Genomic DNA, 14,840 nt, shown 5'->3' on the forward strand with positions numbered 1-14,840 from the left:
AGAGAGCTGTTGACCATAAATGTTCAAATTGGGGCTCAATGAAAGCTTTTTAAGCCCGATACAGCCCTAGTTCCTAGTATAAACATTACCATTCGGGCAGCCACTCAACAACTGTTTCCAAATGTACACACTACTAATTTAACACTCTAGAAAGGCATCAAAGTGCTTACAGGTCTAATGGTAAAAATGAATTTTACTCGCGTTTGAAGGTCACAATGCGATAGCATGCTGGCAAGTAACACAGGAACCGTACTATGCGCTTAGCTTCATTTAAGTCTTCTTTTTTCTCTACGCGTTCGTCTAGACAGGCAAAGTCTTACGCCTCATTCTTCCGAACGTCACTTCGCTCGTCTCTGGCGCTGTTTCTCGCGGGTGCCACATTCAATTCAGCGCTAGCCAATGAGCAGTTCGCAAGCTGTGCCGCCGCGCTAGCCGATAAAGCCAAGCAGGAAGGGGTTAGTCAGCAAACTATCAATGATGTATTTCCTCGTCTTGTTCACCAAGACCGCGTGATAGAGCTAGACCGCAGCCAACCTGAATTCGTACAAACCTTTCCCGGGTACTTCAGCAAGCGCGTTACCGACTGGCGCACCGAGAAAGGCAAAGAGATGTATGCAAAACACGAAAAGCTTTTGCATAAGCTAAATGAAAAATACGGCGTACCTCCTCACTACCTACTTGCTTTCTGGGGACTAGAAACAAACTTTGGTTCTTATAAGGGCAAAATGCCGGTACTCGACTCGCTTGCCACTTTGGCTTGTGATAAGCGACGAAGCACCTACTTCACCCAAGAGTTTCTTGTGGCTGTGAAGCTGATGGAGCGAGAGAAGCTTCAAAAAGAAGACATGATTGGCTCGTGGGCCGGTGCAATGGGTCACACCCAATTTATGCCCTCAGCCTATACCCATTACGCTATCGATGGCGATGGCGACGGGCAAATCAATTTGTGGGCAAGTGAAGAAGATGCTTTATCTTCTGCGGCTAACTTCCTTGCTAACCTTGGTTGGGAGCGTAGCTTCCGTTGGGGTCGTGAGGTGCAACTGCCTGAGAGCTTCGACTATCAAGAGTCAGGCTATAAAAATAGAAAATCGCTTAGTGAATGGAACGCCCAAGGGGTTAAAAAAGCTGATGGTTCTGAGTTGGGCGAAGGCGACACTACGGCCTATGTTATTGTGCCTGCGGGCCATAACGGACCTGCCTTTATCGCCTATAAGAATTTCCGCGTTATTATGCGCTGGAACAACTCTGAGTTTTATGCCATTGCCGTGGGTGTATTGGCCGACCGCATCGCTGGGGCGTCTGGTATTAAAGCCACGTTACCTGATTTACCTGCGTACAATCGCAAAGATATTATTGCCCTTCAAAGCAAGCTGAATGATTTGGGCTTTGATGTGGGTAAGCCTGACGGCATTATTGGCCCCGCTACCCGTGAAGGCATTCGCAATTACCAAATTAGTAACAACATGATTGCGGATGGGTTCCCAGGACTTGAAGTGATGGCTGCACTTAATATCGACCTTGCAACGACGACTTCTTAAACTTGAAATATGCTGCGCCATTTCTGGCGCGCATTCACTGTTTGGTATTTTCAGTGGCCTACAAGGTGTAAACCACTCACTTTGTTGGTTACTGAAAGTACTCAAACGTTAGGCTTGAAAAATAGGTTTCGAAATCTGCAGCCGCGCTATTTGTAAGTGGGACTCCCCAAACTGTATTCAAAATTACAGGTCCTTCGACGTCAAATTTAAACGTCGCCTTGCCCTCACTATCAGTTTTAACCGCTTGCTCTTTAGCGCTGTGATCAACCAAGGAATACGCATCAATAAGCGCGTTACTCAAAGGCTTACCTTTAAATAATACCTGAACAGATAGCGTGTTTCCTGCAAGCTTGTAAGGATGTTCAAGAGGCACTATTTCCAATGTGTGGCCAATGGGTTTTAATACGTTGTTCGTTACCGCGTCACCAACTTGCACAATGGTTTTCGCCTTTCTAGAGTACAGCTCTTTGCCGGCGATATCGTTTTGTCCCCTCGCCTCGCGGTGCGCCAATACCTCAGTTAAGCCTTCTTCTTTTGCATACTGATTAAACTTCTTCGCTTTTAATGTGCTTGTGGCGTGATAGCTTTCAAACCCTATGACGTGAGTACCGGATGGGAGCTTGGTTGTTTTTGCCATGCCCGGCAGCATTGAGGTTTTAGGTACAACACTGGCAGCCATATCAGTCACACCGTCAAAAGAGTAGGTGCGCAAGGCGACTATTCTATCCCATGCAAGGTTCCAATGAGAGGTGTCTTCCTTATGACCCACTTTAAACTGCAATGCCAGCGAACTCGATTCTTGAGAACGATATGCTGTGGGTTCTAGCCAAAAATCGTGAGCTTGAACGTTAATTGAAGTAGCAAATAAAAAAGCAGCGGTAGCAATACAAGATAGTTTCATTAGGTAGTTTAACCTGTAAATAAGAGTGAGGTTTCATACTCCAACTTAGCGCAAGTTTCCGCGTACGACCACTGTCGTAAAAAACATACTGTGTACGAAACTGGCATATAGGAAAATGGCGTATAGATACTACTTTTGTTTAAAATAAACAAAAATCACCTGAAAACGATGGTTCGTGTAGCCGTATCAACGCGCTACATATGCTTTTTTGTTTTGCTGGTCGGCGATGCATTTGCGGGGTCATCTGGCCAAAAGTGCTTTGGATAGCGCCCCTTCATTTCTTTTTGTATTTCCTTATAACTGCCATCCCAAAAGGCGGCTAAATCACTGGTGGTTTGTAATGGCCTACCTGCTGGTGACAGCAGCTCACATACAACGGTAATTCGCCCACCCGCTAAGGTTAGTGGAGTGCTTTGTGAATACAATTCTGGCATTTTGACCGACAGCACTACATCTCCATTATCCCGATAATCCAGGCTAGCTTCTCTACCCGTTGGAATAGTCAAGTGAGTTGGCAAAAGTGTGGAAAGCGCGTCTTGCTGAGGCCAAGATAAACCATTATTTAAGGCTGTTTTCCACGGTAACTGCCTAAGATTTTTAATGCTTTTACAGTTTTTTAAGACAGGCGCTAAACTGTCTTTGGCCGCGTGCGCGAGATCGCTTAAAGACACCGGCCACGGGTCGGGCTCATCGAAGGCTTTATCTTGTGGCAAATTGAGCTTTGCGGCCATCTCGACCCTTCTCCACCATTGCCAGTCGGCATCAGAAAGCGGCCAGCTTGATAAAGGTAATGCATCAAGATACGTCAACCATGTGCTGCACAACGTATCATCCCAAAACGCTTTTTCACGACTTTTTTCCTGCCCAGATACCGGTGTACTATTTAGCCTTATGTCATAAAAACCCGTACTCACTCTGGCTTCCATCACGCCAGTGTCGCTATTAAGAATAACACTGCGTTTTTCGCTGAATTCGTCTGGAAAAGCAAAGCGCAGCCAGCTTTCAGGCACAGGTTGTGCCAAGCGTATTGCCACGGTGCTTTTTATCAGCTGCCCTTCAAGCACTGCCAGCCAAGGCCCTCGGCCGTTTTCGCTTTCATCAAAAACGGAGACATTGCCAGCAGTGGTAAGCTCTGCACCTTTTCCACTCGCCAGCTTGTATTCGATTATGTTGGCCTTAAGCTTACCGTTTATTGTTGTGCCCCCCGGTACACTTTTTGATGTGTTGGGGTTCTCTCCCGATTTACCTGGCGCATTGCGCCTGTAGCCCACCAGCAAAGGAAATGCTATAGCGATACAGAGCCCAAAAGCTTGCTCGTCTAATGCATTAATATCAAGCTTGGGTATCTGTGTTTTTGCATCCTTATTCTGCACGTAGCGTGCATAACGGGAAGCTTGCTGTATAAGCTGACTGCAAATGTTGCTATTGGCTTGCAGCAGCGCTTCCATTGCGTTGGTCGCGCCCCCCACACTGATATTACTCTCGCTGAGCGCCACGACAAAAGGTGCGGCATAGCGTAGCGCGTTATTCTCATCAGCACTAAGCCCTTCAATGCCGTGTTTAACAGTTAGCAATAAATGGGCTAAATGGGGCTGGCAGGGCAACTGGGCCAATGCTCTTCCATAGGGAGTAATATTTGCTTGGGTGATAGCATTAACCCGCTGAAGTTTTTGCTGCGCGACTTGCTGCTGTGCGTGTGTAGGTTTCGTCAACAATGCCAACGTATCGGGGCTGCTCCCCCAAGCTAAGGTGTCAAGCAACAAGCTACTTAAATCTTCTTTTTCAATTTGCGCCGCACTGTGTCTAGCCAAGCGTTCGAAGCTACTTTTGCTACATAGCCTGTAGCAAGTTCCGGCCATTACCCGCCCCGCTCGACCGGCCCTTTGAATGGCAGATGCTTGCGAAATGCGTTGCTGGGTGAGCGCTGTAATGTCACTCGACGGATGATACTGAGCACTATTTTCCCACAAACTATCAATAACCACTGTCACGCCTTCGATAGTTAAGCTTGTTTCAGCAATATTGGTAGATAATATGATTTTTCGTTTACCTTGCGGGTCTGGGGCAATAGCGGCTTGCTGCGCTGACTTACTCAGTGCTCCATAGAGCATGTGAACGGCTATGTCCGCGCTTTCAATGAACCCTTTTATTTCTTTGGCAACAGCGTTGATACTTCCTCGCCCAGGAAGGAACACTAAGATATCTCCGGCGTGTTCGCCTACAGCCTGGTTTATGATGTTACAGATTTTATGTACTAGCTCATGCGCCTGCACATCTTGAGTGTAGCGAATATCAACGGGAAACATGCGACCTTGCGTATTCAAGTTCACTACTGGTAATACGCTAAACCCATTGAGTAATGTTTGAAGTGGCGCTACATCCAAGGTAGCCGACATCACAATTAACCGTAAATCTTCGCGAAGTCCGGATTGGACTTCAAGTGCTAGCGCCAAACCAAAGTCACTGTGAATACTGCGTTCGTGAAATTCATCGAAGACTATAGCGGCTACACCTGCAAGCTCAGGGTCTTGCTGAATCATGCGGGTCAGCACCCCTTCGGTTATGATTTCAAGCCGAGTAGCAGCCGATGTTTTCGACTCACCCTTAATGCGATAGCCAACTGTTTCGCCCACATTTTCATTCAGTTGCCTAGCTAAGAAATCTGCAAGGTTTCTTACCACCACCCGTCGTGGCTGCATAAGCAATATTTTTCCCTGAAGCGACGATTGCAGCAGTGACAAAGGAAGTACTGTGGATTTTCCCGCGCCAGGTGGTGCCCCTATGATGACGTTGTTAATGGCCACAGCTTCTTGGAGCGGTGTAACAAGTTCATAAGCGGGTAAATGAGAAAACGGCTGTAACATAAAGGGCAAAAAGGTGTTATAAGTTGATGGGTATAGTGTACCTGATTTCATCAATTCACCTGAACATCACGGCTATTTTTTTAAGTTCGATAGAAAGCGAAACTTTGCGGCTTGTTTTGGCGCTCACAGGTAGTGCCATGATAAGCTGAGGTTTGTATAGGCTTTGGGGCTACCCTCTTAACTTTTTATCTTGCAGGTAGCGCATTAACGTAATGTACAAGCTAAAGGGCAAATTGGAAGGAGTAAAGCTATGCGAAGCTTTATCGGTTTAGATCTTAGCACCACAGAAAAACTTGCTCTAGATAGTTGGCGCCAACAGGCATTGCCTGAAGTGATGCCACGTCAATGGCTTAAAAATTCCGCAACAGCGTCGCGAAAGCATAGTAGGCATCAAAATGATAACCAAGGATTAGCAATGCCTTACGCCGTGCCTGCAGCAAACTTTCATATAACGTTGTGCTTTCTTGGCGAGATAAGTCATCGACAACACGAAGCGCTTATTTATGAACTTGACCAGTTAATAAGCGAGCCATTCTCTCTGACCCTTGATACGACAGGCTTGTGGAATGGTCCCAAAATACTCTTCGCTGCGCCGAAGGATACGCCAAAGGCACTCAGTGAACTTGCCAAATTCTCGCGAAAAGCGGCCCGCAAAGCGGCAATAGAAGTGGAAAACAGAGAGTACAAGCCTCACGTCACCATGGTCAGAAAGGCTACGTCTACGTTACCTTTACCACTGTATAGCCCCAATATCGACATGCATGTTTCTGCTTTTCATCTTTTTGAATCAATCTCTACACCTCAAGGCGTGACTTACCCTATTCGCCAATCCTGGCCGTTAAAGCACAATATGTCGGTAAGAGAAAAACTACGGCGTGGAATAACCGACGAATAAGGAGGAATACTGCGTAGTGCTGAATCAGACAAACCCATGTCGATTTGTGGTTTGCTTGTTCTGTAAAAAGCCGACATAAGTTTAAAAACCTGTAAATATCTGATGAACAAGTTTTGTGATTATGAGATATAGCAATTTAAGCTGGCTTTAAATACCCCATAACCTTTACATCGCCTAGCGTCACGGGTAAAAAGATAGTCTGTTTTTTTATTTATTCTGCCCACATGCAACAAACATTTAGATTAGTTATAGACTGCCCTGACCAAATCGGGTTAGTTGCTAGCGTGTCGCAATTTTTAGCCGACCATAACGCAACCATCGTTGAAGCAAGTCATCATACCGACTTGCAAACCGGCCGCTTTTTCATGCGTCATGAAATCAGCACCGACTCGCTAAAGTTAGACCACCAGAGCTTTGTTGAAGCGTTCACCCCACTTGCCAACGAATATCAGATGAACTGGAAGCTGAGCGACTCCAGCAAAAAACAGCGCGTTGCCCTGTTAGCTAGCCTTGAGTCTCACTGTTTAGTTGACCTGCTTCACCGCTGGCACACAGGCGAACTACACTGTGATATTCCAGTCATTATTGGCAACCACCCCCAAATGAAACAGTTTGCAGATTGGTACAAAGTGCCTTTTCATTGGGTAGACTTTAAAGCGTTAGGCAAAGAAGCGGCGTTTGCGCAAATCACCACCTTACTAAAAGAGTACAAAATTGATTTAACCGTGCTTGCTCGCTTTATGCAGATTTTACCTGATACGTTATGCCAAGAATTAGAAGGTAAAGCTATTAATATTCACCACAGCTTCTTGCCGAGCTTTGCGGGTGCTAAGCCTTATCAGCAAGCTTATGATCGCGGCGTTAAATTAATTGGCGCAACGTGCCATTACGTCACCAAAGATTTAGACGAAGGCCCTATTATTGAGCAGAGCGTAAAGCGTATTAGTCACAGCGACAGCGCAGCTGACATGGTGCGCAAAGGTAAAGATTGTGAAGTAAACGCACTGGCTCACGGTGTGCGCTACCATTTAGAAGACCGCGTGATTATTCACAGAAATAAAACCGTGGTGTTTGCGTAAGCTTTTACGATTGCCCAATAATAAAGCCCGACAGCAAAATATGCTCGGGCTTCTATTGAAACTGGCTTCACTCTATCTACACGTTAACTTTTACGTTTTTAAACCCATCTTCACCAAGCACCTCTTGAAGCCTCGCTTTTATCACCGCTTCTTTATAAGGATAGTGAAAATCAAAACCCTTGCCGTTTTTATCTAGGATTACACCAAGGTAACGGTGAGAAAAATTGAGCGCATAGATAGCGTTAGCGTTCACCTTTAGTGGCTGGCGTCCATAACTGTGTAAATAGTGGAACATCACTAGTTCACCATCTTTTTCTATCAAACTTTCGATAGCGTATTTTTTGCCGAAGCCCATGCTTATTAAATAAGAGACATAGCCAATACATAGCCCTACGCTGCCAATGGTCGCCGCTAACTTCAGATCGCCTACGACGTTTAAGTTCAGGAAAAAGAGTCCCCATAAAAAAGCAGGAAAACCAAAAAACAGTGCCTTATCGATGAATTTACGTTGCATAACGCTCCCTGTAAGCCAGATTCCATTTTGACGATAAATAAATCACAAAGCGGCTATACATTCAACGGCTAAGCTTTTTTTACATTTTTATTGGTTTAACATAAAGCTAAACGGGATTAGTACGCATGGCACGTCTTAGCTTCATGTAATACCACAGGTTCGAGGCTGCAAACAGGGCTTCAGTAATGGCTAATCCCCACGTTTGCGTAATTATTCCGTACGCAGTGAAGTTGATGGAGCCAATAATCATGCATACCCTTAAACCCGCTTCCTTACAGTGAAGTTCACCAAACCGGTATGCCATAAAAGTTAACACCGGCATAGCTTCAACTAACGATGTTTTACCGGTTAGGTTATTCACCGTCAGCACAATAACCATCATAGAGATTAATGTAATGTAGGTTGCAACAGGAGACAGAAGTTTTTGTTTTATTAAACGATAACTGGTACTCAGCCCCGCCACCGTAATTACTACAGCTCCTCCCCACGCTTGCTCGAAAACCAAAAGTGAGCCAATAGCAATACATAACCCTAAATTCAGTAGCAGTAATTTACGTTCAGTGTTCGACCAAAAGGAGGCCAAAGCGAATGCAACGGGAAACGCGTGAAGAAGTAATTCAAACATGGTGATCACAGTAAAAAAGTCAGTGGTTTACGAGCTGCGGAAGACAGCTATTCAGAACGCGCGCAGTGTAATTTCCAACCAGCATAAAGCCAATCAAAATTTGACCAGTTTCGATGAATTACATATCAGCGCGATTTCTCTTCAAACCGCTGTGCTGCAAGGAATTACGTTAAAGAGCATTTAACTTATTTTTACATTATCTTAAGATGGTTTTTGTCATAAAACGTATAGATAAAAACAGACAGGAAAACTCATGGGTAAATTTAAATCATCACTCACCGCTATGGCGGTTGTGGTTGCACTCGGTGCATGTTCAGAACAAAAAGCACCTGAGACCATCAGCACAGATGCACAAAAAACAGCGACATCTCAACAAGCACAGTTTGATAACGTGCTGCTTCAAGAGTTTAAAGGCCCGTACGGCGGTGTGCCTGCTTTCGATAAAATGAATTTGGAAGATTTGAAGCCTGCGCTAGAAAAAGCCATGGAACTGAATCTTAAAGAGATCGAAGCCATCGCAAATAACGAAGCGCCACCAACCTTTGAAAACGTCATTATTGAAATGGAGCGTGCAGGTGCAGAGCTTGGACGCGTATTCACGTATTACGGCATTTGGAGCTCAAACAAGTCTAGCCCTGAATTCCGCGAAATTCAGGCCGAGATGTCACCAAAACTGTCAGCTTTCTTCACTCAAATTACGCAAAATGAAAAACTCTTTGAAAGAGTGAAAACGGTGTACGAGTCTGATGAACTGAAATCGCTCACGCCAGAAGAACAGCGTATTACGTGGATGACTTACAACAGCTTCGCGCGCAATGGTGCGACGTTAGATGGCGAAGCGAAAAAGCGCTACGCTGAAATTAACCAAGAACTTGCTACGCTGCACACCAAGTTTTCTAACAACGTGCTTGCAGACGAAGAAAACTACGTTACTTATATTACTGAAGACCAGCTTGACGGCTTACCGGCCTCGTTTGTAAAGGCAGCTAAAGCGGCCGCCGAGACTCGCGGAGAAGAAGGTAAATATGCGATCACCAATACGCGTTCGTCTATGGACCCGTTCTTGACCTACTCAACCAATCGTGAGCTTCGCGAAAAAGTATGGCGTACTTACTACAACCGCGGTGACAATGCCGACGAGTTTGATAATAATGACATTATTAAGCGTATATTAACCCTTCGTGACGAGCGCGTTGGGCTGTTAGGTTACGAAAATTACGCACAGTGGCGTTTAGAAGATCGCATGGCGAAGAACCCAGAAAACGCCATGGAACTGATGATGAAAGTATGGCCTGCCGCTATTGCTCGCGTTGAAGAAGAAGTGGCCGACATGCAAGCCATTGCTGATGCAGAAGGTGCAGACATCACCATTGCCCCTTGGGACTACCGCTTCTATGCAGAAAAAGTGCGCCAAGCGAAATACGACCTAGATTCAAACGAAGTAAAACAGTACTTACAGCTTGATAAACTTCGCGAAGCAATGTTCTACGTTGCAGGTCGTTTGTTCAACTTCAACTTCACGCCTGTTGAAGAAGGCAAAGTGCCTGTTTTCCACGAAGACGTGAAAGTATGGGAAGTAACAGACAAAGACAGCGGTGAACACATTGGTCTTTGGTACCTTGACCCATTCTCACGCCAAGGTAAGCGCTCTGGTGCTTGGGCAACCACGTATCGCTCTTATACTACCTTTGATGGCAAGAAAACCGTATTGTCTTCTAACAACTCGAATTTCGTAAAAGGCGCTGAAGGCGAAGCCACGCTTATTTCCTGGGACGATGCTGAGACCTACTTCCATGAATTTGGTCATGCACTTCATTTCTTAGCGTCTGACGTAAAATACCCATCTTCTCATTCTGGCGTGCGCGATTACACTGAATTCCAGTCTCAGCTACTTGAGCGTTGGTTGACCACTGATGAGGTGATTAACAACTACCTGGTACACCATGAAACAGGCGAGCCAATTCCAGCAGAACTAGTTGAGAAGATTAAGAAGGCCTCAACCTTCAATGAAGGCTTCAAAACCACTGAATATATGGCTTCTGCCATAATGGACCTGAAGTACCATACAACCGACCCTAGTAAAATTGATCCTGATACTTTTGAGCGCGAAGAGCTTAAGAAGCTAGACATGCCGGAAGAGATCGTTATGCGTCACCGCTCACCACACTTCGGTCACGTGTTCTCGGGTGAAGGTTATGCTGCGGCCTATTACGGCTACATGTGGGCAGAGGTGTTGACTGCTGACGCAGCAGAAGCCTTTATGGAAGCACCGGGTGGTTTCTACGATAAAGAAGTAGGCGATCGCTTAGTGAAATACCTATTCGCTGTACGTAACGCGATGGATCCAGCCGAAGCGTATCGCAAGTTCCGTGGTCGTGACGCCAAGGTAGACGCATTAATGCGTGACCGAGGTTTCCCTATTCCTAAGGAAACCAAAGAGTAAGCTTATACTCTGATGAACATTACTTACACTGGCCCTCGGTTTAATGAGTAAACCGAGGGCTTTTTTGTTTATGTGCAAAGGTTAATGTTTTTATTGACCTATTGGTCAATTATGCTTCACAATCTCCATGACTTATTTATTGGCAAAAAGCATAAACTTTGCAAAGAATAGGTCGATAACTTCTCTGCGCTTTAATAATAAAAGCATTAGCGTAAGAATCATGAAGTAGTACTGACCCGCCTAGGATTCAGTATCCGACGTTGCTGTGCCTGCAATGCCACGTCACCTTTGATCAATTATTTTTCAGCATTAACTTACGTGGTCGAAAGTCATGACTTTCAGTATTAAACAAAAACTCATTATTTCACTTATTGTGGCGGTGCTTGCTGCTGCAATTCTTGTAGGTTCAATTAGCCAATGGATTGCCCGTGATCTCGTTAAAGAGAACATGGAAGAACTACAGCTCCCTTCTTTACTGAAACAGGTTGGCAACCGCGTAGATAGAGAGGCTAGTGTGATGCTTACCGTGGCTCACAGCATCGCCTCTAACCCTGATATTCTTGCTTGGTCATCTGCAGGCGCCGATAGCGCAGGCGAAACCCGCCTTCTTAGCTATTTAAATAATATCGTGGAATTTAACGACTTAACCGTGGCTTCGTTTGTCGACAGAACCACTTATAAATATTGGAACCAGGACGGTTTTTTAAGAGTGCTTCAAAACGATGAATTCGATGGATGGTTTTTTGCCTATAAAGAGAGCGGCGAGCCAATATCATTAAGTTTGTACAATGAACCAAACCAAGGTTACCGACTTTTTGCGAATTACCAGCAAGTAAACGGCAGAGGTATGTCGGGTGTCGCTAAGTCCGTCGATGAACTGCTTGATATCATCAATGCCGTGAAAATTGCACAAACCGGCTTTGTCTTTCTTGTTGACGGTAACGGCACCATTATCGCTCATCCCAATACTGATTTATTAGGAAAAGTAAAATTAGCGTCAGTAAGCGATTCAAGCGCAGCAGGGCAACTAATTAATCGTCAGGGCTTTGCTATGGCCACCAGCGATTCAACAGGCGATACGCAGCTGTTTGCCAGTACGTATGTGGAAAAAGCAGGTTGGTATGTGGTAGCACAAGTACCCGAGCACGAGCTTTACGCATCATTAAATGCTGGTAGTCGCCAGATTATTATTTGGGCTTTAGTGATAGCGGGGGCTTTTGCGCTTATCGGAGTTTGGCTAGCTGGCACACTTACCAGGCCACTTGAGTCACTGGCCGATGTTTTTCAACAGCTTGGCAAAGGACAAGGCGACCTGCGTTCACGAATCCCTATGCCAGAACAAAAGGAAATTGCTCGCTTAGTGGAAGGGTTTAATAATTTTATTGATCACCTTCACGGCACTATTTCGCAAGTGGCGAAAACAAGTCATGCACTAAAGGCTTCAGCGCAAGATGTCGCTAAACAGTCTCATCAAACAGAAAACTCTACAAAGAGTCAGCGCGATCAAACCTTACAGGCGGCAGCGGCATTAACAGAGATGGGCAGTACGGTGAATGAAGTTGCCCAATCTGCTACCCATGCAGCGAAAAATGCAAATATGGCCACCACGAACTCGGCTCACGGACGAGAAATTACCCAGCGCGCAGTGCACGCGATAAACGGGCTTTCCGATCAAATTCAAGATGTCTCTCGAGTTATTCAGTCACTTGATGAACACACCGCGGCGATTGGCGGTATTCTTGATACGATACGAGGCATTTCAGAGCAAACTAATCTGCTTGCGCTGAACGCGGCTATTGAAGCAGCACGCGCTGGCGATCACGGCCGAGGCTTTTCGGTAGTGGCAGATGAGGTGCGAACCCTTGCACAACGTGCTGCCCAAGCCACTGACGAAATACAGGTCAAAATAGATAGATTCCAGCAAGACTCTAAATCGGCGGTTTCGCAAATGGAGTCAAGCCGCTCGCGCACTACCGATGTGGTGGCTGCAACCAATGAAATCGACAAACTGCTTCAAGATATTGCGGAAGAAATTGCCCACATCAACGATGTGAACACGCAAGTGGCGACAGCTACGGAAGAGCAAGCTACGGTAGTTGAAGATATTAGTCGAAACATTAATGATATTAGTGCATCAAGTGAAGAAACCCTGAACGCGACTAAGATATTGGTTAACGTGAGTGATAAGCTCGACGAACTGGCGCAAGAACTGTCGTTAGAAGTGAGTAGATTTAAGCTTTAAGTTTATTTACGCCTTATGAAATATGAAGAGTTGAGATAATAAAACCTCATGCGCCATCATTTAGAAAGTGATGGCGTATTCTACTTTTACTAGATTGTCACGGCTGGAGCGCCATGGCAATTGCATTGATGCTCCTTCACTTTCCCACGACTCTCTTATAGCCCCAACAGTAAGAAGGTGCTTGTCTTCATTGAATGGAATTTCTACGTAAAGGCCTGCTGATGTACTGGTAGGCAGACGAATTGTGTCGGCAACCGGAATACTCATCTCATGACGGGGGCGTATTTTATGACTTAACCCCAACCGATAATCCCCCCTATCCCACCAGCTAACCACTTCAAACTCGTGGCTTCTAACACGCTGAGACATAACGCCGTAGTCAAGGAGCCCCTTGTTGTAATGGACAATGGCTTCAACGTTAAACATAGGCGCCAGTTTTTGGCTAAATGCAAGTTGATACTGCTTTTGTTTGCAGCCCTTAAACTTAATTTTATTCTTAGTGAGAGTTAGGGAAAACGTATCGTCACTGTCTGAATATTTGTTGAGCCATTCTTGTGCCTTTTCGACCACGGAGGCATTTGCTACACCCATCATCAACAGACATGGGCAAATACATACTGCTAAAAAGGACTGGTTTAAGCGTCTCATTTTTCGCTGCCTCTTAAATTGTGGTTGGCTACAACTTATTCGAACACAATTTCAGTATAGACAGGAAAGTAGGCCGTTGGGTATTAGCCATTTTACTAACATTGGCTAAAAGATAACTTTAAAAGAACAGCTGCTGACAATGAAAGAGCGCTTATTAACAACTGTGAATAAGCTTGGGGGGATTGGCTGCCAAACTTCCGTAAGTCCGCCCTTATTACGGCACTATCTGTTATGGCATTATTTTGGCGCTAGACAACGATGCTTTGCGCCCTTCAGTAGCTTCTTCACTGAACCAATATGTGCCGCTATTATCCACGCATATGCCTTCAACTTGTTTATATTGCTCAAGCGGCCATACATTAAGAAGTGCAAAGTCGCTCGATACTTGAGCCATGAAAGTGGCAAAGTTTCCAAATGGATCTGATTTGTAGCCGGTGACAACAAACCTATTTTGGTGCTGATCGAAGTCTACCCCAGTCACCACGCCTGGCAGTCCAACAATGGACGCAAACGTACTTACAGTTTGCTCCGCTTGGTCTTCGTTTACTTTATAGATATGGGTTATACCTGTTTTCCAGCTTTTTGAGAAAAGAAGCAAGTCATCGCCATGCTTAACCATCGCCTCTGAATCGAAATCGTGTGCATAAGGAATGTTATTCGAAGCGTCATTACCCTCGTATTTCAACGTAATAGAGGTGATGTCATTCACATTTGAGCGGTTTACTTTATGTATTTCAACCTGTTCTCTTTTGCCTTTATTGTTACCCACATCCGCAATGTAAAACGATGAAGCGTCAGCGGTTATTGCTTCCCAGTCTTTATTAGTGAGAGGTAAGCGCGTTCGTTCAGTAATTTCACCCTGATAATTGATACGATAAATGACGGGCGCATTACCTGAGTCATTTAATGAGTACATGCCGTCTACTTCGCAAAATAGACCCGATGTTTCTGAAAGCTCTTCCGGCAACTCAACGATATTTTTTATTTGTAACTGAGCAGAGGAGATGGGATATTGAACCGCGCATGCCGATGCTAGTACAAGCGATGCTGATAGCGCCGCGAATTTGAAGTGAGTGTTCAATGAAAGGCTC

General features: G+C 45.2%; 11 protein-coding genes. 5 read left to right on the plus strand and 6 right to left on the minus strand.

Annotated elements, in window-relative coordinates; all coding sequences use genetic code 11:
* The first annotated feature begins 254 nt into the window (after positions 1-254).
* Positions 255-1,538 (plus strand): lytic murein transglycosylase, encoded by a 1,284-nt coding sequence (locus tag V7R42_RS17205; RefSeq protein WP_334021566.1) that lies wholly within the window; start codon positions 255-257, stop codon positions 1,536-1,538.
* A gap of 88 nt (positions 1,539-1,626) precedes the next feature.
* On the opposite strand, the gene V7R42_RS17210 is transcribed toward V7R42_RS17205, so the two are convergent.
* On the minus strand, positions 1,627-2,439 hold the full coding sequence (locus V7R42_RS17210) for a DUF4198 domain-containing protein (RefSeq protein ID WP_334021568.1): 813 nt from the start codon (positions 2,437-2,439) through the stop codon (positions 1,627-1,629).
* Between the two features lie 194 nt (positions 2,440-2,633).
* Complete coding sequence (locus V7R42_RS17215) at positions 2,634-5,357, minus strand: ATP-dependent RNA helicase (protein WP_334021570.1); 2,724 nt, start codon at positions 5,355-5,357, stop codon at positions 2,634-2,636.
* Between the two features lie 196 nt (positions 5,358-5,553).
* On the opposite strand from V7R42_RS17215, the gene thpR reads away from it, so the two are divergent.
* Together thpR and purU are read left to right on the plus strand one after the other, a co-directional pair.
* The gene (thpR, locus tag V7R42_RS17220; RefSeq protein WP_334021572.1) at positions 5,554-6,198 is read left to right on the plus strand and encodes an RNA 2',3'-cyclic phosphodiesterase; all 645 of its coding nucleotides are present in this window, start codon (positions 5,554-5,556) and stop codon (positions 6,196-6,198) included.
* 224 nt (positions 6,199-6,422) lie between these two features.
* Positions 6,423-7,277 (plus strand): formyltetrahydrofolate deformylase, encoded by an 855-nt coding sequence (gene purU, locus V7R42_RS17225; protein WP_334021574.1) that lies wholly within the window; start codon positions 6,423-6,425, stop codon positions 7,275-7,277.
* A gap of 76 nt (positions 7,278-7,353) precedes the next feature.
* Here the strand turns inward: purU and V7R42_RS17230 are convergent, their stop codons facing one another.
* Together V7R42_RS17230 and V7R42_RS17235 are read right to left on the minus strand one after the other, a co-directional pair.
* Positions 7,354-7,791: a hypothetical protein gene (locus tag V7R42_RS17230; RefSeq protein WP_334021575.1), complete on the minus strand. Its 438-nt coding sequence runs from the start codon at positions 7,789-7,791 to the stop codon at positions 7,354-7,356.
* Between the two features lie 106 nt (positions 7,792-7,897).
* A complete protein-coding gene (locus tag V7R42_RS17235; RefSeq protein ID WP_334021576.1) occupies positions 7,898-8,416 on the minus strand; it encodes a YgjV family protein in 519 nt (172 codons plus the stop codon).
* Between the two features lie 253 nt (positions 8,417-8,669).
* Here V7R42_RS17235 and V7R42_RS17240 point away from each other — a divergent pair, with 253 nt between their 5' ends.
* Positions 8,670-10,859, plus strand: a complete 2,190-nt coding sequence (locus V7R42_RS17240) for a M3 family metallopeptidase (RefSeq protein WP_334021578.1) — start codon at positions 8,670-8,672, stop codon at positions 10,857-10,859.
* A 331-nt stretch (positions 10,860-11,190) separates the two neighbouring features.
* The gene (locus V7R42_RS17245) at positions 11,191-13,101 is read left to right on the plus strand and encodes a methyl-accepting chemotaxis protein (RefSeq protein ID WP_334021579.1); all 1,911 of its coding nucleotides are present in this window, start codon (positions 11,191-11,193) and stop codon (positions 13,099-13,101) included.
* Positions 13,102-13,161: 60 nt separating this feature from the next.
* Here the strand turns inward: V7R42_RS17245 and V7R42_RS17250 are convergent, their stop codons facing one another.
* Together V7R42_RS17250 and V7R42_RS17255 are read right to left on the minus strand one after the other, a co-directional pair.
* Positions 13,162-13,749, minus strand: coding sequence for a hypothetical protein (locus V7R42_RS17250; RefSeq protein WP_334021580.1), 588 nt, complete (start codon positions 13,747-13,749; stop codon positions 13,162-13,164).
* Between the two features lie 229 nt (positions 13,750-13,978).
* The gene (locus tag V7R42_RS17255) at positions 13,979-14,830 is read right to left on the minus strand and encodes a hypothetical protein (protein WP_334021582.1); all 852 of its coding nucleotides are present in this window, start codon (positions 14,828-14,830) and stop codon (positions 13,979-13,981) included.
* Positions 14,831-14,840: the final 10 nt, after the last annotated feature.

The sequence above is a fragment of the Alteromonas sp. S015 genome (genome assembly GCF_036864485.1).
In the GTDB taxonomy this organism is placed as follows: Bacteria; Pseudomonadota; Gammaproteobacteria; order Enterobacterales; family Alteromonadaceae; genus Alteromonas.